16 protein-coding genes and 1 riboswitch are annotated in these 17,091 nt (G+C 66.3%); of the genes, 12 read left to right on the top strand and 4 right to left on the bottom strand.

Translation table 11 applies throughout. The annotated features are described in order from the left end of the window. Positions 1-472: 472 nt before the first annotated feature. Positions 473-745: a DUF4235 domain-containing protein gene (locus tag RH857_RS12710; RefSeq protein ID WP_310538349.1), complete on the bottom strand. Its 273-nt coding sequence runs from the start codon at positions 743-745 to the stop codon at positions 473-475. A 64-nt stretch (positions 746-809) separates the two neighbouring features. Then, positions 810-909, top strand: a riboswitch (TPP riboswitch). A 70-nt stretch (positions 910-979) separates the two neighbouring features. On the opposite strand from RH857_RS12710, the gene RH857_RS12705 reads away from it, so the two are divergent. After that, positions 980-1,753: a 3-oxoacyl-ACP reductase gene (locus RH857_RS12705; RefSeq protein ID WP_310538348.1), complete on the top strand. Its 774-nt coding sequence runs from the start codon at positions 980-982 to the stop codon at positions 1,751-1,753. Between the two features lie 166 nt (positions 1,754-1,919). Continuing rightward, positions 1,920-2,750 carry a carbon-nitrogen hydrolase family protein gene (locus RH857_RS12700; RefSeq protein ID WP_310538347.1) on the top strand — a complete coding sequence of 277 codons (831 nt, stop codon included), beginning with the start codon at positions 1,920-1,922 and terminating at the stop codon, positions 2,748-2,750. Positions 2,751-2,782: 32 nt separating this feature from the next. Here RH857_RS12700 and RH857_RS12695 read toward each other — a convergent pair whose 3' ends face one another. After that, positions 2,783-3,730 carry an aminodeoxychorismate lyase gene (locus RH857_RS12695; RefSeq protein WP_310538346.1) on the bottom strand — a complete coding sequence of 316 codons (948 nt, stop codon included), beginning with the start codon at positions 3,728-3,730 and terminating at the stop codon, positions 2,783-2,785. A 101-nt stretch (positions 3,731-3,831) separates the two neighbouring features. On the opposite strand from RH857_RS12695, the gene cls reads away from it, so the two are divergent. Both cls and RH857_RS12685 read left to right on the top strand, forming a co-directional pair. Then, on the top strand, positions 3,832-5,340 hold the full coding sequence (gene cls, locus RH857_RS12690) for a cardiolipin synthase (protein ID WP_310538345.1): 1,509 nt from the start codon (positions 3,832-3,834) through the stop codon (positions 5,338-5,340). 79 nt (positions 5,341-5,419) lie between these two features. Then, complete coding sequence (locus RH857_RS12685; protein WP_310538344.1) at positions 5,420-6,208, top strand: hypothetical protein; 789 nt, start codon at positions 5,420-5,422, stop codon at positions 6,206-6,208. Between the two features lie 731 nt (positions 6,209-6,939). On the opposite strand, the gene RH857_RS12680 is transcribed toward RH857_RS12685, so the two are convergent. Continuing rightward, the gene (locus RH857_RS12680) at positions 6,940-8,637 is read right to left on the bottom strand and encodes an anthranilate synthase component I family protein (RefSeq protein WP_310538343.1); all 1,698 of its coding nucleotides are present in this window, start codon (positions 8,635-8,637) and stop codon (positions 6,940-6,942) included. Between the two features lie 107 nt (positions 8,638-8,744). On the opposite strand from RH857_RS12680, the gene RH857_RS12675 reads away from it, so the two are divergent. From RH857_RS12675 to RH857_RS12655, 5 genes are all read left to right on the top strand, one after another. Next, complete coding sequence (locus RH857_RS12675; RefSeq protein ID WP_310538342.1) at positions 8,745-9,335, top strand: TetR/AcrR family transcriptional regulator; 591 nt, start codon at positions 8,745-8,747, stop codon at positions 9,333-9,335. 197 nt (positions 9,336-9,532) lie between these two features. Continuing rightward, positions 9,533-12,331 carry an MMPL family transporter gene (locus tag RH857_RS12670; RefSeq protein WP_310538341.1) on the top strand — a complete coding sequence of 933 codons (2,799 nt, stop codon included), beginning with the start codon at positions 9,533-9,535 and terminating at the stop codon, positions 12,329-12,331. A gap of 61 nt (positions 12,332-12,392) precedes the next feature. After that, positions 12,393-12,833, top strand: coding sequence for an Hsp15 family ribosome-associated heat shock protein (locus tag RH857_RS12665; protein WP_310538340.1), 441 nt, complete (start codon positions 12,393-12,395; stop codon positions 12,831-12,833). Between the two features lie 59 nt (positions 12,834-12,892). Beyond that, positions 12,893-13,234: a bifunctional 3-phenylpropionate/cinnamic acid dioxygenase ferredoxin subunit gene (locus tag RH857_RS12660; protein WP_310538339.1), complete on the top strand. Its 342-nt coding sequence runs from the start codon at positions 12,893-12,895 to the stop codon at positions 13,232-13,234. 255 nt (positions 13,235-13,489) lie between these two features. After that, positions 13,490-13,699, top strand: a complete 210-nt coding sequence (locus RH857_RS12655; protein ID WP_310538338.1) for a hypothetical protein — start codon at positions 13,490-13,492, stop codon at positions 13,697-13,699. Between the two features lie 129 nt (positions 13,700-13,828). Here RH857_RS12655 and RH857_RS12650 read toward each other — a convergent pair whose 3' ends face one another. Then, positions 13,829-14,641 (bottom strand): HAD-IIA family hydrolase, encoded by an 813-nt coding sequence (locus RH857_RS12650; RefSeq protein ID WP_310538337.1) that lies wholly within the window; start codon positions 14,639-14,641, stop codon positions 13,829-13,831. Between the two features lie 189 nt (positions 14,642-14,830). Between RH857_RS12650 and RH857_RS12645 the strand changes: the two genes are divergently transcribed. The 3 genes from RH857_RS12645 to RH857_RS12635 are packed head-to-tail and all read left to right on the top strand — an operon-like array spanning position 14,831 to position 16,829. Next, positions 14,831-15,205 (top strand): GntR family transcriptional regulator, encoded by a 375-nt coding sequence (locus RH857_RS12645; RefSeq protein WP_310538336.1) that lies wholly within the window; start codon positions 14,831-14,833, stop codon positions 15,203-15,205. A gap of 11 nt (positions 15,206-15,216) precedes the next feature. Continuing rightward, positions 15,217-16,113 (top strand): ABC transporter ATP-binding protein, encoded by an 897-nt coding sequence (locus tag RH857_RS12640; protein ID WP_310538335.1) that lies wholly within the window; start codon positions 15,217-15,219, stop codon positions 16,111-16,113. Beyond that, positions 16,110-16,829, top strand: coding sequence for a hypothetical protein (locus RH857_RS12635; protein WP_310538334.1), 720 nt, complete (start codon positions 16,110-16,112; stop codon positions 16,827-16,829). The genes RH857_RS12640 and RH857_RS12635 overlap by 4 nt, the downstream gene beginning before the upstream one ends. Positions 16,830-17,091: the final 262 nt, after the last annotated feature.

The raw sequence follows: 17,091 nt of genomic DNA, 5'->3' as shown, positions 1-17,091 counted from the left end.
TCAGCAGGACTCACCGAACCTCGTCGGAACAACGTGTCTGAACATCACAGCTAGTCCCGGCGGCGGGCGCATGTCCCGCCACCTCTCGTCCGGCTGCCACCGGGCTTCGCCCCTGAAGACGCTGCGCGCTCCCTCCGGGCGGGGAAACCCCGCCACGGTCTCCACGAGGTGACCCGCACAGCCGGCCCACCGGGCGCACGGGCCCCGGCCTCGCGGCTCCTCTCGCGCCACCGCTGCCTCGACGCCCGGTGGTGTTTCACACGTGGCCTGAGGGAGAGCGGTGATGAAACACTAGCGGGCCTTCAGCTGACCGCCGAGGCTAAAAGCGCGCAGAACGTTTCCTCTCAACGCCAGCCTCCGAACCGTCGCGGTGGCCCGGGCAGAGAAAAAGTGTGCCGAAACTGCAGCCCAGACCTCGTCAGAGCCCGAGTTGATGCAGATTCGGCACACTTTCTGCGCAGAAGGCGCAGACTCAGACCTCGGAGCGCTTGCCGTAGCCGGAGCGCAGCTTCTTGGTCGCCGCCTTGGCCCCGCGCTGGGAGAGGATCTGCACCGTCGCGGTGATCGCCGCTGAAGTCACCGCGAAGACCAGAGCCTTCTTGATCGTGACGTTGTCGACGTCGTCGTGCTTAGGAGCCTGCTCCCCGGTGGCCTTCTCCCAGGCGAACTCGAAAGCCTTGGTCGCCGCCAGGCCTCCGGCCATGGAGATTCCCATCGTGAGCGCCTTGTCCATCAGCTTGTCCATCACTGCTCCTTGAGCTCGTCTCGCATCAGGTCACTTCCGCCTTTCACCTTACCTGTAGCATGTGCAGCGTGACACGGGGTGCCGTGCCTAGCGCGCGGCTGAGATGACACCCGTCGAACCTGATCCAGTTAGCACTGGCGAAGGGATTGTCCGATCGGCCGCCTTCTCCCGCACGGGCGACGGTGCCGACGCGCACCTGCTGCGCCCTTCGCCTCACCACGAGAGGCACTACTGATGAGCACATCTCATTCCCTGACCACCCAGACCGTGCTGGTCACCGGCGGGGCACGCGGTCTCGGCCGGGCCATCACCGAAACCTTCTTGCGCGAAGGCGCCACAGTGGTCATCAACTACCGCTCCTCTGCCGAGGCTGCCCGTGAACTCGCCGAGCAGCACCCCGGACGCGCGGTGGCACTGCAGGCTGACGTGCGGGACCGCGAGGCGGTGAACACCATGGTGCAGCAGGCCCAGCAGCAGCTCGGCGCTCCTATCACCACCGTGGTCAACAATGCCCTCGTGGACTTCGTCTTCAACGGCGACGCACGGACCAAGGCTGATGAGCTGGAGTACCCGGAGCTGGCCGCACAATTCGAAGGCACCGTCGCCGGAGCTCTTCACGCGATCCAGGCGGTGCTGCCCGGCATGCGTGAGGCGGGCTTCGGGCGCATCATCACCATCGGCACCAACCTCTTCCAGCACCCCGTGGTGCCTTACCACGACTACACCGCCTCCAAGGCGGCCCTGCTGTCCCTGACCCGGACCTTCGCCGATGATCTGGGCCCGGAGGGCATCACCGTGAACATGGTCTCCGGAGGACTGCTGCAGACCACCGATGCGTCCGCAGCCACGCCCGATGCCGTGTTCGAGGGCATCGCCGCGGGCACTCCGCTGCGGAAGGTCACCACCCCGGAGCAGATGGCCGACGCCGTCCTGTTCTTCGCCTCCGTCTGGGCGCGCGGGGTGACCGGGCAGAACCTGATCGTTGACGGCGGGCTCGTCAAAGGCTGACATTCTTCTGGGCTGTGCGCTGCTCGGGGTGGGGCACCAGCGTGCTTCGCTAGGCTGGGGGCGGAGCCGGTCGAAGGGCCGGCCCGCCCCGACGCGTTGAGGAGCGCTGCGAAGCTCATCAGCCGTTGCGAGGTGCACCGCAGGACCGACGGGAAGCGAGCCCATCATGCGTATTGCCGCAGCACAGATCGTCACCGGCGAGGACCCCAGCGCCAACCTGGACCTCGTCGCGGAGTACACCGCTCAGGCCGCAGCCGCAGGAGCTCAGCTGGTGGTCTTCCCCGAGGCCGTGCAGCGGGCCTTCGGGCACTCCCTGAAGCCCATTGCCGAACCGACCGACGGCCCCTGGGCGCAGCAAGTCCGCAACATTGCCGACCAACACGGCATCGCCGTCGTCGTGGGGATGTTCACCCCCGGAGAGCCCACTGAGGAGGGCAAAGCGCGCGTGATCAACACGCTGCTGGCCACGGGACCCGTTCCCGGGGAGGGTGCCGGGCACATCGAGGCGGCCTACCAGAAGCTGCACCTCTACGACGCGTTCGGCTTCCAGGAGTCCCGCACCGTCCAACCTGGGAGCGCGCCGGTGAGCTTTGACGCCGCGGAGCTGCGGTTCGGCCTGGCCACCTGCTACGACATTCGCTTCCCGCAGCTCTTCCAGCACTATGCCCGTGAGGGCGCCCACGCCACGATCCTGCCGGCCTCCTGGGCCTCGGGACCGGGCAAGGTGGAGCAGTGGCGAGTCCTGGCGCAGGCTCGCGCCCTGGATTCCACGCAGTACATCATTGCCTGCGGCCAGGCCCTGCCAGAGGCCGCAGGAGTGGAAGCCCCCGAGGGAGCGCCGACCGGTGTGGGACACTCCATGATCATTGCTCCCACGGGGGAGATCCTTGCCGAGGCGGGAGAGGAGCCGGAGCTCCTGGTGGCAGATCTGGACGAGGAGACGGTGCGCAAGGCCCGTCAGCAGATCCCTGTGCTGGCCAACGCCCGCCCGCTCTAGGAACGTGCAGGCCAGAGCCCCGGGAGCGCGCCCTAGACCGGGTGGTTGACCGGCTTGTCCTGCTCCAGGAAGCTGATCAGTTGCGCCGTGTAGCCCTCATCCACGGCCAGCTCATGGTCACCGATGCGTGCCACGGGGGTGGCCAGGCGGATGGATGAGCACAGCCACACATGGTCGGCGTCGTAGAGGTCTTCGGGGGTCAGGGGACCGTAGCCCAGCTTCCAGCCGGCCTCCTCGGCGGCGGCGAAGATCGCACCCTGTGAGGTTCCCGGAAGAATGCCGGTCTCCAGCACGGGGGTGATCAGGCGCGGTCCGTCGGCCTCCTTCTTCAGCACCAGCACCGTGGAGGTGGGGGCCTCGAGGATCTGTCCGTCTGAGGTGGTGAAGATGACGTCGTCGAACCCGTGGTTCTTTGCCCAGCGCAGCGCCGACATGTTCACCGCATAGCTCAGGGTCTTGGCGCTCAGCAGCAGCCACGGAGCACGCTCCGCCGCCCCGGCGTCGTACCCGCGGTCCAGAAGAGTTACGGAGATGGGCTTAGCGCGGTTCTCCAGCATGGTCTCGGAGACCTGAGTGAACAGAGCCCAGTAGGTGCCGGCGAACTGCGGGTCGTCACTGGCCGGTTCGCCGTCAACCCCGCGGGTCGCGGTCAGCCGGATGCTCAGGTGTTCCGGCAGCTGGCCGCGCACCCGGAACTCCTCCAGGCCCAGTTCGACGGCGGCCCGCCAGGACTCCTCGGGCGGAATGCCGATCTCGGTGATGGTTGAGGAGCGGCGCAGCCGCTGCAGGTGCGCGTCGACCTTGCGCACGTGACCCTGCAGGGCGTACATGGTCTCGAAGACTCCGTCGCCGCGCACCGCGCCCAGGTCGGTCACGCGCAGCTGAGGCTGATGCGGGTCAAAGACCACGCCGTGAGGATGTTCGGCGTCGATGCGGACGGCGACGGCGGTGACAGAATCCTGCTTGAAGTGCTCGGCCATGGCACCCAGCATAGCCCCGCAGCGGCGGGAGTGGGGGGCTGCTGGGGTGCCCCTGCCCGTAGGATAGTTCGGATGAAGGTGTCGAGGGCGGGACGTGTGCTGTGCTGTGGCCGCTGAGCGGGCTGGGGATCGAGACCCTGCCGCAGTGGATCATCCTCATTGTCCTGACCCTGGAGATCGGCCTCCGTCTGGCCGTGCTGGGCATCATCCCGGAGAACCGCCGCCCCAACACCGCCATGGCCTGGCTGCTGGCCATCTTCTTCATCCCCGTAGTGGGACTTCCGCTGTTCCTCCTGATCGGCAGCACCCGGCTCTCCGCACGGCGCCAGCGCCGCCAGCGGCGCATCAACCAGGCGCTCCTGGAGGCTACCCGCCACATGGACCTCTCCGACCAGCTGCGCGACCATGACGAGCAGCTCGGAGCCACCGCGGCCCTGAACCGCAAGCTTGGCGCGTTCCCCCTGCAGGACGGCAATCAGCTGGAGCTGATCAGCGACTACAAGGCCTCGTTCGAATGGATGGTCCAGGCGATCGACGACGCCGAAGAGTACGTGCACGTGCTCTTCTACATCGTGGGTGACGATCCCGAGTACTCCGGCCCCGTGCTCGACGCCCTGGAGCGCGCGGCCGCACGCGGGGTGCGGGTGCGTCTGCTCTATGACCACCTGGGCACTCTGCGGGTCAACGGCTACCGTCGCCTCAAGCGCCGGCTGACCAGGGCTTCGGAACGTTACGAGAGCTTCCAGTGGTACCGAGCGCTGCCCGTGCGCCCCCTGCGGCGCCGGTTCTCACGTCTGGACCTGCGCAACCACCGCAAGATCGTGGTCATCGACGGTGAACGAGCTTTCACTGGCTCCGCCAATCTCATCGAGCCCCACTACCAGCGGTCCTCCGCCCTGCGCATGAACCGGCACTGGGTGGAGCTCAACGTCGTGGTCGAAGGGCCCGCGGTCACCGGCCTGGACATCGTCTTCGCCTCGGACTGGTACGCCGAGACCGGCGAGAATCTCGGTGACGAGCTGCTGGTGGACCTCGGGGCCGACGAGGCCGCTCACGGGGGATCTCTGGTGCAGGTGGTGCCCTCTGGTCCGGGCTTCCCGGACGAGAACAATCTGCGGCTCTTCAACGACCTCATCTACCAGGCCACCGAACGCCTGGTGGTGTGCACCCCGTACTTGGTCCCCGATGACTCACTGCTCTACGCCCTGACCAATGCGGCCCACCGGGGCGTCGACGTCATCGTCATGGTCTCGGAGAAGGCAGACCAGTTCGCCGTCCAGCACGCCCAGCAGTCCTACTATCAGGCCCTGCTCGAGGCCGGGGTCAAGATCTTCCGTTACCCGGCTCCCGACGTGATGCACGCGAAGTTCATGATGGTCGATGACAACGTGGCCGTCCTGGGCTCCTCGAATATGGACCAGCGGTCCTTCTCCCTGAACTTCGAGGTCACGCTCATGGTCGTGGACGAGACGAAGGTGGCCGAGCTCGACGAGGTCTTCAGCAGCTATCTGGATGTCTCCGCATCCCTGGATCTGGAGAGCTGGCGACGTCGTCCCTGGCGCGTGCGCTACTTGGACAACGTGTTCCGTCTCACCTCGGCGCTGCAGTGAGGCTCTCCCTAAAGAGCGGGGCATCCACTACCCTTATGCCGTGCCAGAGTCCGAAGAGGTCGCCGGAAGGAGGAGCAGGATGACCAGTCATCGCAACCGTGGATTGTGCGCGGGCGCCCTGATGCCCCTGCTTCTGCTGAGCGCGTGCGGCTTGGGGACGTCGTCGGCGGACCCGAGCGAGGAGACCGCCCAGGCCGGCTCGGAGGAGCCCAGCGCCGGCGAGGAGCAGGCAGAGGGGGTGCCCGTCCCGCCGCTGAGCGAGGAGCACATGATGGCCGCGCTGCTGACCTCTGCGGAGCTGCCCGGCATCCCCGATGGACACACCACCCACTACGGCGTGGAGTATTTCGAAGACGAGATCGCCGTGGACCAGGGTTTCTACGTCGAGACCTTCGGTGAGAGCACGTGCGCCGCCCGCATGGACTCGATCAACCAGGACCTCATCACCCACGGCGCCATCGACGGACTGTTGCACGCCTACCGCACCTCCATGGGTGAGCAGGACACCGAATCACGGCTCTACCTCTGGGCGCTGAGCTACGCGGAGCCCGTGAGCACCTCCGGGATCTGGAACGACGTCGTCTCCGCCTGCTCGGAGGAGGGCCTGAGCAGGGGTGGGGAGAGCATCGAGGTCCGCAGCTTCTCCCAGTCCCCGTTCTCCGGGATCCAGATCACCGCGACCTCTGAGAACGACGACGGCAGCGAGATCACCTTCCAGGGCTACTCCGCCACCGCTGACTTTGGTCACACCATCGTGATGGTGACCTCCGCGAACATGGGCGAGCAGGAGTTCGCCGAAGTCACCACGCTCCAGGCCGAGAAGCTGGAATCCTTCCAGCAGGGCCTGGCCCACGCAGACAGCACATAGACCCTCCGCCACAGGGGCCGGACTGGCCCCGGGTCCGCTCAGGTAGGGTTCGCCCAGGTCATGTGCCGCAATAGGCAGACAACGGAGTCTCGGTGCCGATAGGCTCACAGTGAACGGCCAGCACGAGCCCAGGCTCGGCGGGTACCAGAGCACACAGGGGAGTCCCATGACGCAGAATCCAGCGCCGCAGCAGAACGCACAGCACGGACATTCCGCCTCCGGCGCGGGGTCCCAGTACCGACCCGCCGGGCCGACCGGATGGCCCGGGTCAAGTGCGCCCACAGCCTTCCACATCCTCTGGGTGCTGACGATCATCTCGGCGGTCTTTGCCGTGGTGACGCTCATCCGCCTGGTGGCCTTCTACAACATGGCGCGCGAACTAGACACGGCCAGCACCACCTTCGGCTTCGTCTTCGCGATCATTCTGCTCGTGATCGCCGTCGGTGGTTACGGGGCCACCATCGCCGGACTCTGGCTGCGTCAGGTCTGGGGTCGCCTGGCAGGGCTCGGTGGAGTGGCGCTGGGGCTGCTGAGCGTGCTCATCTACTCGATCCTGCTGCTGACCATGTTCGGTGCTGCCAGCCGGGAGATGCAGCGCTTCGTCGGCCAGGGATTCAGCGGGACCGCCTTCACCTTTGTCATGGAGACCGCGGCGACGTTCCTGGTGATCAATGGATTCTGGGTCTACTACGCACTGCGGCCTGAGGTCACCCGTTACCTGCGCAGCTTCGTCAAGCCCAAGCCGCAGCAGCCCCAGGCGCCGGGCTACCCCCAGCAGGGTGCCCAGGGGCACTACCCGCAGCAGGGATACCAGCCCCAGCAGGGTCAGCCTCAGGGCTACGGCTACCCTGCCCAAAATCAGCCTGCCCAAAATCAGCCTGCGCAGAATCAGCCCGGACAGGGTCAGCCCCAGCCGGGTTACCCGCAGGGTGGTCAGCAGCAGCCGGGCCAGGCGCCTCAGCCTGGCGGCCAGCCCCCACAGCAGTAGTCCTCGTGTTCCCGGGGGCCGTGCCAGCGCCGCCGGTCCCCGGGAATTCCGCCCCGAGTGTGCCCAGCACCCCGCGGGACTTGGTGATGACCTCTGCCCACTCGGCGGCGGGATCGGAATCGGCGGTGATCGCTCCGCCCAGTCCCAGATGAAAGCGATCAGCACCTCGGGACTGGCCGGCAAAGTCCGGCTGCACCGCTTCCGGCACTGATCGGCGCTCATGCGTGACGACGAGCGTGCGGATCAGCACCGAGAGGTCGCAGGCGCCGGTGGTGCTGAAGTAGCCCGCAGCCCCCGAATAGGGACCCCGCGGGCCGGTCTCCAGCTCACGCAGAATCTCGCAGGTGGAGATCTTCGGGGCGCCCGTCATCGAACCGGGAGGAAACGCCGCCTCAACCACCCGAGCCGCATGCGTCTGGGGATCGATGCGGGCGCTCACCGTGGAGACCATCTGGTGGACGCTGGGATAGCTCTCCACAGCGCAGAGCCTCTCAGTGCGCAGCGAGCCCGGTACCGCGTGCACCGAGAGGTCGTTGCGCACCAGGTCGGCAATCATCACGTTCTCCGCCCGATCCTTCGGGTGGGCGGCCAGATCCCTCGCCAGCGCCTCATCCTCATCACGGGTGGCGCCCCGTGGCCGGGTGCCCTTGATGGGCTCCGACCGGGCGATCCTCTCCGGGGTGACCTGCAGGAACCGCTCCGGGGAGGTGGAGACGAGGGTGACGCCGTCGTCGTCGGTCCCTGGAGGGAAGCTCAAGAACTGCGTGAACGGGGCGCGATTAGCCCGTCGCAGCATGCGGTAGGCGTCAAAGGGATCACCGTGGAGGCTGCCGGTGACTGCGGTGGTCAGGCAGATCTCGTAGGAGTTGCCTTCCGCGATCTGCCGCTGGGCTGCACGGATCTTCTCCAGATACTCTCCCCGGGAGTCCCGCACTTGCAGGTCCTCCAAGTACACGGTGGAAGGAGGCGGCTGAACTTCCGCGGTGTGCAGCGTAGAAAGGGCGCTGCGGACCGCGGCGGCCCAGTCATGCTCCACGCTTTGGGTCTGTGCCGTGCCGGTGTGATGGTCGACGACGACGGCGTGGGTGGCCCGGAAGAACCTTGCCTGGTGCTCATAGCCCAGATAGCCCACCCAGCCCAGCTGGAACGGACAGGGCTCCCGGGACGCGTCCGCCTCAGAGGATGGCCAGGCCTGCCTCAACCAGGTGTAAAAGCTCTCGGCGCCCCGGGACCGGAAGGTCTCGGCCCAGGCGCCGGCAGAGAAGGCCAGAATGCTGAACCGGCTGCGCTGCGGGGCGGGGGTGCGGGCATGGTCACTGCTGTCCAGCAGCGCCTGGGGCTGCTCAGGAAAGAGCCGGCGCAGCTGCGTGAAGAGGTCCGCCGCCAGATCCTCGTGGGCGCTCTCCAGCCGAAGAGTCTCGCGGTAGATCGGGGCGGGCATGAGGACCATCCTATGGTCCGCGAGGCCACGGCGACGTCCGGTCCCGCTGCATGGGGCACGTCTGGGCCGTAGCCGGCGCCTCCCGCCCGGCGACTACCATGGCTGGCATGGGAATCCGCGGTCGGCCTCGCAGCGAGGCGTCACATCATGCTGTCCTCGACGCCGCGGCCAAGCTGTTGGAGCAGGAACGGTGCTCCTACCAGGACCTCACGGTGGAGCGGATCGCCGCCGAGGCGGGAGTCGGCAAGCAGACCATTTACCGCTGGTGGAAGAACAAGGCCGGGGTGGTGCTGGAGGCCCTGCTGACCGGCCGGCTGAAGCTGGACTTCGAGCCGGTGCCCAACACCGGAGACCTCCGGGCCGATCTGATGAGCTGGCTGGACTCTGAGATCACGCGGGCCGGAGGAGAGGACACCGCAGTCATGGCACGCAGCCTCATGGCGGCACTGGTCACCGGGGGAGAGGAGACCCGCGCGCTGCTGAACGGCGGCATCGTGTGGGAGGGGATGGCCGTCGCCGAGCGCCTGCGCGCTGAGCAGGAGGCCGGCGGGCTGCGGGAGGGAGTGGATCCCTCCATGGTGGCCGCCACCATCATGGACCCCTTCATCATTCGCCTGATCACCGTCGGCTCCCCGGATCCTGAGTGGATGCGCGCTCAGCTGGACATGGTGCTCACCGGGATCCTGCCCCGGGACTAAGAGCCGAAACCCTCGGTGTGATCTTGGTCTCAGGGGGCGTTCCTCGAATTCCGAGACGTGACGTTCCGTATAAGATGGGGGAGATCGGTCGGGCTCTCATCAGGGAAGAATCAGGGCTGCCCCCTATGGCCCGGCCGCCAGATCTCTAGAAAACTCGATCCCGGCACTCATTCATTGACCTCCTGAAGGGCTCGCGCATGGCAAAGCTTCTCTACCGGCTCGGACTTCTCGCCGCCCGGCGGGCAAAGACGGTGATCGCCGCCTGGTTCGTGGCGCTGATCGTGGCAGTCTCCGCCTTCCTGGGTTTCGGCGGCCAGCTCACGGACCAGATCACCGTCCCGGATCTGGAGACCACCGACGTCGCCAACCGCCTTGCTGACGAGCTTCCCGACGCCGGCGGCGGAAGCGCCACCGCTGTGGTGCGCACCGAGAACGGTGAGCCCTTCACCGAGGACCAGCAGCGCCAGATCAGTGAGCTCATCGACGAGGTGGAGCAGCACGAGATCGTGGACTCGGTCACCGACCCCTTCGCCACGGAGGAGGAGATGGCCCAGGGGCGCGAGGAGCTTGAGGCCGGCCGCGCCGAGCTGGAGAACGCCCCGGCGGAGCTGGAGAATGCGCGCCAGGAGCTTGAGGCCGGCCGCGCCGAGCTGGAAGCGGGGCTCGCCCAGGCCGGAATGAGCATTGAGGACCTTCCGGCGGCCCGGGAGGAGCTTGAGGCCGGGCGTGCCCAGTTCGAGCAGCAGCTCGAAGAGTCCGGGATGAGCGCCGAGGAGCTTCCCTCCGTCCGCGAAGAGCTCGAGGGGGGCCTGGCCCAGCTCGACGCCGAGGACGCCCAGCTCGATGCCCAGGTGCAGGAGGCGCTCGCCGGAGGCTACTGGCCCTCTGTGGAGGCCGAGCTCAACGCCGCACGCGCCACGATCGTGGCACAGCGCGGCGAACTCCAGGCTCAGCTGGCCCAGGTCCAGGCCGCAGAGGCCGGACTGGCGGAAATCGAAGCCAACGATGCGGCCATCACCGAGGCCGAGGACGGCCTGGCGGAGATCGAGGCCGGCGAGGCCGAGGTTCGCGAGGGCGAAGAGGCCCTGGAGAACGGGGAAGCAGAGGCCGAGCTGGAGCGCGGCGAACGCATGCTCGCTCTGACCGAGGATGCCTCTATGGTCTCCGAGGACGAGTCAGCCGCGATCCTGATGGTCGGCTTCCACGATCCCCTGGAGCAGGTCGGCACCGAAGACCTTGCCGAGGTGGCGGGACTATTCACCGAGGCAGAGATCGACGGCGTCGACGTGCTGCCCGGCGGGGATCTCAGCTTCGAGATGCCCCACCTGTTCAGCATCGCCGAGATCATCGGCCTCATGGTTGCCGCCGTGGTGCTGCTGGTCATGCTGGGCACCTTCATCGGTGCGGGCCTGCCGCTGCTCAATGCACTCGTCGGCGTAGGCATCGGTGTGGCCGGTGCCATGGCGCTCTCCGGCGTCGTCGAGATGATGTCGATGACGCCGATCCTGGGCCTTATGCTGGGCCTGGCGGTGGGCATCGACTACGCGCTGTTCATCATCAACCGGCACCGCCGCCAGCTCAAGGACGGCATGCCCCTGCTGGAGTCGATTGCCCTGGCCAACGGCACCGCGGGTAACGCGGTGGTCTTCGCCGGCGCCACGGTCATCATCGCGCTGCTGGCTCTGAACGTCACCGGTCTGCCGTTCCTGGCGCTGATGGGTACGGTCGCGGCCTTCTGCGTCGTCGTCGCGGTCCTGATGGCCACCACCATGACCCCTGCCCTGCTGAAGTTGGTGGGATGGAAGATCCTGCGTCGCAAGGAGCGCCGCCGCATCGGTCTGGAGAGCGAGAAGGCCGAGAAGATCAGCACGCCCATGAGTACCGCCAAGGCCCTCGGCATCGCCGTGGTCTCCCTGGTGGGTCTGGGGCTGCTTGCAGTGCCGACCTTCGATCTGCGCCTGGGTCTGCCGGATGCCAGCTCCGAGTCCGAGGACTCCGCCGCCCACCAGGCCTACGTGGAGATCGAGGAGTCCTTCGGCCAGGGCATGAACGGGCCGCTGGTGGTGCTGGCCGACTTCCCCGAGGCGATGGAGGAGGGCGAAGCCTCCGAGTACCAGCTCGATGTGGCCGAGGGTCTCGCTGATCACGAGCACATCGACGTCGTCGTGCCCATCACCCTCTCCGAGGACAACTCCATGGCGGCCTACCAGGTCATCCCCGTGGGGGGCCCGGCCTCGGAGTCCACCGAGGCGCTGGTTCACGAGTTCCGTGACGGCAACCCCCTCTCGGGCACCGATGTGGCCGATGCCGAGCTCTCCGTGGCGGGCATGACCGCAGCGCAGATCGACATCTCTGATGTGATCGCCGATGCGATGCCGCTCTACCTTGCCCTGGTGATCGGACTCTCCCTGATCCTGATGATCATGGTCTTCCGCTCGATCCTGCTGCCCGTGGTGGCGACCCTGGGATTCGTGGGCTCGCTGGCGGGCTCCATCGGCGTCGTCGTCGCGGTCTTCCAGTGGGGCTGGCTCGGAGAGGTCTTCGGTATCAGCCGGCCGGGCCCGATCATGACCTTCCTGCCGATCCTTATGGTGGGCATCCTGTTCGGCCTGGCCATGGACTACCAGCTGTTCACCGCCTCCGGTATGCGGGAAGCCTATGTGCACGGCTCGGCCCCGCGGCTGGCCGTACGGCAGGGTCTGCACGCCGGACGTGCGGTGGTGACCGCCGCGGCCCTGATTATGGCCTCGGTGTTCGCTGGCTTCGTGTTCACCCCGGACCCGATGATCGCCTCAATCGGACTGGGCCTGGCCGTGGGCGTTCTGCTGGATGCTTTTGTGGTGCGTCTGCTGCTGGTGCCCGCGGTGCTGACCCTGTGCGGACCAGCGGCGTGGTGGCTGCCCGGCTGGCTGGACAAGATCCTGCCCGACGTCGACGTGGAGGGTTCCGCACTGGAGCGCCAGCAGGCGGAGACCCACCAGGGTGCCGGCATCTGAGGGCTCCGGTTCGCTGCGGCTCATAGGGTCTTCGGTGCAGCCTCGCTAGACTGAAGGCCCTATGAGCGACGCCGACTCCACCGCACCCTCTGCTGGTCCCGGTCCCGCTGCGGCGGGCTCTGCAGGACCGACCTCGCCGGTGCGCATCGACGCCTGGCTGTGGTCGGTGCGCATGTTCAAGACCCGCTCCGCGGCGACCGATGCCTGCCGCGCGGGCAAGATCAAGATCGAGGGAGAACCGGTCAAGCCTGCCACCAAGGTGGGTCCGGGAGTGCGCGTGCACATCAGCCGTCCCGGATATGTGGTGATTCTTGAGGTGATCCACACCCACAGCAAGCGCGTGGGAGCGCCGGTGGCGCAGAAGGCCTATCGCGATCATTCGCCCGAACAGATCAAACCCCGGGACGTGGGCCTGCCGCGCCGCGAGCGCGGCACTGGCCGCCCCACCAAGCGGGAGCGCCGCCAGCTGGAGCTGCTGCGCGGCTATACCAAGGACCACTGACCAAGGACCACTGACCAAGGACCACTGAGGTCAACAGCAGAGCTGGAAGAATGGATGCTATGGCAGACACAGTAGATTTAGGCCCCGCGGAGCAGCTTCCCGAGGGCGAGGTCATGCAGGTCACCGCAGAGACATCGGGCTACACGGAGGACATCGCCGTGGTGCACGCGGAGGACGGCGGCTTCTACGCGCTGGATGACGTGTGCTCCCACGAAGCAGTCTCCCTCTCCGACGGGTACGTGGAGGAGGACACCCTGGAGTGCCCGATGCACGCCTCAGCGTTCTGCCTGAAGACCGGCGTGCCCGAAACCCCCCCGGCTATGACGCCCGTGAAGACCCACCGCGTCACGGTGGAAGACGGGCACCTGATCCTGCATCCCGGCACCCCCTATTCGGAGTAGATCCGCGGGCTGCACGGCCCTCGGCAGCTCAGAAAAACTCACAGGAAACATTCAGGCGATATGGGGTGTTCCGTCAAGGTGGGCCCCTACGTTAGTAAGTACCTCATCAAGGTGCGAGTGATTCAAGGCCCCGGGCCCGGCATTCTGAAGCGTCCCCCTCACGCAGCCGGTCCGGGGTCTTTCTCGTGCCCGGAGAAAATCTCTCAGGTGCTGGACCAGTGCCGATAGGTTCCCCAGGAGGAAGAGGAGAGTCCTATGCCGGCCACCGCCCGCGGACTGCTGGTTCTTGGTGCGGGGCTCGCCGCGCTGTTTCTGGTGCTCTGGCTTGTGGCAGGTATCCGACCGCCCCTACTTGCCTTTGTGCTCGGTGTACTGGTGGTCGTGACACTCCTGGTGCTGCTGTGGCGGGCATATCGCGGATCCCTGGGCCGGGGAGCTGGCTCTGCCGGTAGGCTCGATCAGTAACTCCGAGCTCTGCCGCCCTCCGCCTCATCCGTCGTGAAGACGCTGAGCCGCCTGCCGATATCCGCCGCGCCAGTGCTGAGCACCTGCGCCCATGGGCTGCTGGGTGCGCGCCGATCGTCTGCGACGGTGTCAGCTCTCGCTGTCCTGTTCCCATGGCTCGTCAAGGAGCTCATAGACGCCGTCGATGATGCGGTTGGGGCGGAAGGGATACGCTGCGATGCTGGCTTGGGAGGAGACTCCACTCATCACCAGCACCGTGTGCATTCCGGCTTCCATGCCGGCCACGATGTCGGTGTCCATACGGTCGCCGATCATGGCGGTGTGCATGGAGTGAGCACCTAGGCGGTTCAGGGCTGAGCGGAACATCATGGGGTTCGGCTTGCCGACGATGTAGGGCTCGCGACCGGTGGCTTTGGTGATGAGCGACGCGATGGCACCGGTGGCCGGAAGGACGCCCTCGGGGCTGGGCCCGGTGGCATCAGGGTTGGTGACGATGAACCGTGCGCCGCTGTTGATCAGCCGCACCGCCTTAGTGATCGCTTCAAAGCTGTAGTTGCGGGTCTCTCCCACCACCACGTAGTCCGGATTGGTCTCGGTCATGATGAACCCTGCCTCGTGCAGCGCGGTGGTCAGTCCCGCCTCGCCCACCACGTAGGCGCTGCCGGCGGCGTTGGACTCAGGGCCGATCTGCTGGGCCAGAAAAGTAGCCGTGGCCAGTGCCGAGGTCCAGATGCGGTCCTCGGGCACCACGAGTCCCGAATTGCGCAGGCGTGCGCTGAGATCACGGGCGGTGAAGATCGAGTTGTTGGTCAGCACCAGATAAGGCAGGTCCTGACGCCGCCACTGCTCCAGCAGCTCCGCTGCGCCGGGAAGGGCCTCGTGCTCACGCACCAGCACGCCGTCCATATCAGTCAGCCAGCATTCGATGTTCTCTCCACTCATACCGCCATCCTATGTAGCCCGGTTGCGCTCCACCAGAAGCGGGCTGCGGTGCCTTTCCTCACGGTGGCGAACCACAGGGCTTGACGTCGTCGTCGTTCCATGGTTCATTAGTAGAGTAATGAACCACATAAGTAGTGGTGTTGGCTAAGCTGTGAAGGCTTCTCTTCGGTTCCGGGAAAGGCGGTGACGGTGATGGATGAGACGCGTCCGCTGTTCGTGCAGATCGCTGAGCAGATTGAGGCCTCAGTACTGGACGGCTCACTCGTTGAAGGCGAACGTGCGCCCTCGACCAATGAGTTGGCGAGCTTCCATCGGATCAATCCCGCCACCGCCGCCAAGGGGATCAACCTCTTGGTCGATCGAGGCATCCTCATCAAACGTCGCGGGCTGGGCATGTTCGTGGCGGAGGGCGCCCGGGAGATCTTGCGTGAGGAACGCCGCCGCAGCTTCAGCGAGCACCACCTGGACCCCATGCTCACCGAAGCCCATGCCATCGGACTGTCGGTCGAGACAGTCATCGGGCTGCTGCGGGAACGCGCTGAGCAGTCCGGCCCGCAGAAATAGAGGAGCATACGATGACCGCTGCGATCGAGGTTCGCCACCTCACCCGCCGTCACGGCGACACCCTGGCGCTCGACGGTGTGACCACCAGTTTCGAAGAACACGCCATCCACGGACTGCTCGGACGCAACGGTGCCGGCAAGTCCACCCTGATGTCCCTGATCACGGGGCAGGACTTTCCCACTAGCGGAGAAGTCCAAGTCTTCGGCCAGGCCCCCCATGAGAACGAACACGTGCTGTCGCGGATCAGCTTCATCCGAGAAGCGCAGCGCTACTTCGACGATTTCAAAGCCCGGCACGCCTTCTCAGCAGCCGCGGACGCCTACCCCCACTGGGACCAGAACCTCGCGGAGGAGCTTGCCGAGGAGTTTCGGGTGCCGGAGAAGACCCGGATCAAGAAGATGTCCCACGGCCAGCGCTCGGCCGTCGGCGTGATCACCGGGATCGCGTCCCGGGCAGAGCTGACGCTCTTCGACGAGCCCTACGTGGGGCTCGACGCCGTAGCCCGACAGCTCTTCTACGACCGGCTGCTGGCCGACTACGCCGAACATCCCCGCACAGTGATCATCTCCTCGCATCTCATCGACGAGATCTCCCATCTGATCGAGAACGTGGTGCTCATTGACCAGGGCAAGCTCCTGCTGGATGAACCAGCGGAGCAGCTGCGGGGCCGGGCCGTCACCCTCGTGGGTCCGGCGCATCGCGTCCGGGAGGCGGTCGGTACCCGCACTGTGCTCAGCACTGAACAGCTGGGCCGCACCGCCCGCACCACGGTCATGGGCGGATTCAGCGACGCCGAGCGCGCAGAGCTGCACCGGGCCGAGATCGACATCACGCCCGTCTCGCTGCAGCAGCTGGTCGTGCATCTGACCACCACCCGCTCCACCACCTCTGAGGAGGCCGTACGATGAACCGGGCACTGTCTGTCTTCCGCTTTCACTTCATTCTCAAGGGGCACTTCATCGGGATTCCGGCCCTGGTGCTCTCCTCCGCCTTTATCCTCTCGCTGGGAATCGCATTCGTCGTGCACTTGAATGCTGACGAGGCACTCAGTGCGGCCGATCCCATGTACTCGGGTGCGGGCCAATCGGTGCTGTGGTGCCTGCTGGGCATCAGCGCAGCGGTGGCCTACAGCGGTTCCGCCCACGCTCTGGGCCTGAGCTACAGCCGGCGCAGCTACATGCTCGGCATGCTCATGGCGCTCGGGGTGGTCAGTCTCGGAGTCGGGGCGGTAGTCGCCCTGCTGGCCTGGATCGAGGAGGCTACCAGCGGCTTTGGTATCCACCACTACATGATGGCCCTGCCGTATCTGACCCAGCAGGGCGGGGCCGCGGCCGTGGGACTGCTGGCAGCGGCTGCGGCGATGCTGCTGATGCTCATCGGCGCCTTCTTCGCCCTCGTCTACAAGCGCTTCGGCATGGCCCGGATGTGGTTCCTGCTCATCGGAGTGATGCTGCTGGTCGTGGTGCTCTTCGGCCTGAGCGTCATTTTCGACTGGGGTCCGGCGATGCTGAACTGGCTGCTGCAGCAGACCGGCCTCACCTGGGCGGGATGGGCTGCTCTAGCCGCCGCAGTGTTGGCAGGGCTGACCTGGCTGGTGGTCCGGCGCATGCCGGCCAATGCCTAACTGGGGTGCCCAGCCACGGGCCGTAAAAACTCACAGGCAACTCCCAGCCCCTATAGGGTGTTCCATTAAGGTAGCCCCTTACATTAGATAGTGCCTCTTCAAGGTGCGAGTGATTCATACAGGCCCCGGATCGAGATTCTGCGTCCCCCCTCACGCTCTCGGTTCGGGGTCTGTTCTCGTCTGAAGGGGCTTTTTTGTGCCCAAGCAGGGGTTATAGGCCATAAATGTGTTGCTGGTCCGGGCGTGTCCAGGGGATTCAGAA

It is taken from the genome of Nesterenkonia flava, assembly GCF_031432335.1.
In the GTDB taxonomy this organism is placed as follows: Bacteria; Actinomycetota; Actinomycetes; order Actinomycetales; family Micrococcaceae; genus Nesterenkonia; species Nesterenkonia flava.
Note: the sequence above shows the minus strand (reverse complement) of the source record. Positions and strands in the feature narration are given on the sequence as shown.

Bases quoted from the DNA above. Each gene is read 5' to 3' on its own strand.
- RH857_RS12710 (WP_310538349.1), bottom strand. From the start codon at position 745: ATGGACAAGCTGATGGACAAGGCGCTCACGATGGGAATCTCCATGGCC.
- RH857_RS12705 (WP_310538348.1), top strand. From the start codon at position 980: ATGAGCACATCTCATTCCCTGACCACCCAGACCGTGCTGGTCACCGGC.
- RH857_RS12700 (WP_310538347.1), top strand. From the start codon at position 1,920: ATGCGTATTGCCGCAGCACAGATCGTCACCGGCGAGGACCCCAGCGCC.
- RH857_RS12695 (WP_310538346.1), bottom strand. From the start codon at position 3,730: ATGGCCGAGCACTTCAAGCAGGATTCTGTCACCGCCGTCGCCGTCCGC.
- RH857_RS12685 (WP_310538344.1), top strand. From the start codon at position 5,420: ATGACCAGTCATCGCAACCGTGGATTGTGCGCGGGCGCCCTGATGCCC.
- RH857_RS12680 (WP_310538343.1), bottom strand. From the start codon at position 8,637: ATGCCCGCCCCGATCTACCGCGAGACTCTTCGGCTGGAGAGCGCCCAC.
- RH857_RS12675 (WP_310538342.1), top strand. From the start codon at position 8,745: ATGGGAATCCGCGGTCGGCCTCGCAGCGAGGCGTCACATCATGCTGTC.
- RH857_RS12670 (WP_310538341.1), top strand. From the start codon at position 9,533: ATGGCAAAGCTTCTCTACCGGCTCGGACTTCTCGCCGCCCGGCGGGCA.
- RH857_RS12665 (WP_310538340.1), top strand. From the start codon at position 12,393: ATGAGCGACGCCGACTCCACCGCACCCTCTGCTGGTCCCGGTCCCGCT.
- RH857_RS12660 (WP_310538339.1), top strand. From the start codon at position 12,893: ATGGCAGACACAGTAGATTTAGGCCCCGCGGAGCAGCTTCCCGAGGGC.
- RH857_RS12655 (WP_310538338.1), top strand. From the start codon at position 13,490: ATGCCGGCCACCGCCCGCGGACTGCTGGTTCTTGGTGCGGGGCTCGCC.
- RH857_RS12650 (WP_310538337.1), bottom strand. From the start codon at position 14,641: ATGAGTGGAGAGAACATCGAATGCTGGCTGACTGATATGGACGGCGTG.
- RH857_RS12640 (WP_310538335.1), top strand. From the start codon at position 15,217: ATGACCGCTGCGATCGAGGTTCGCCACCTCACCCGCCGTCACGGCGAC.
- RH857_RS12635 (WP_310538334.1), top strand. From the start codon at position 16,110: ATGAACCGGGCACTGTCTGTCTTCCGCTTTCACTTCATTCTCAAGGGG.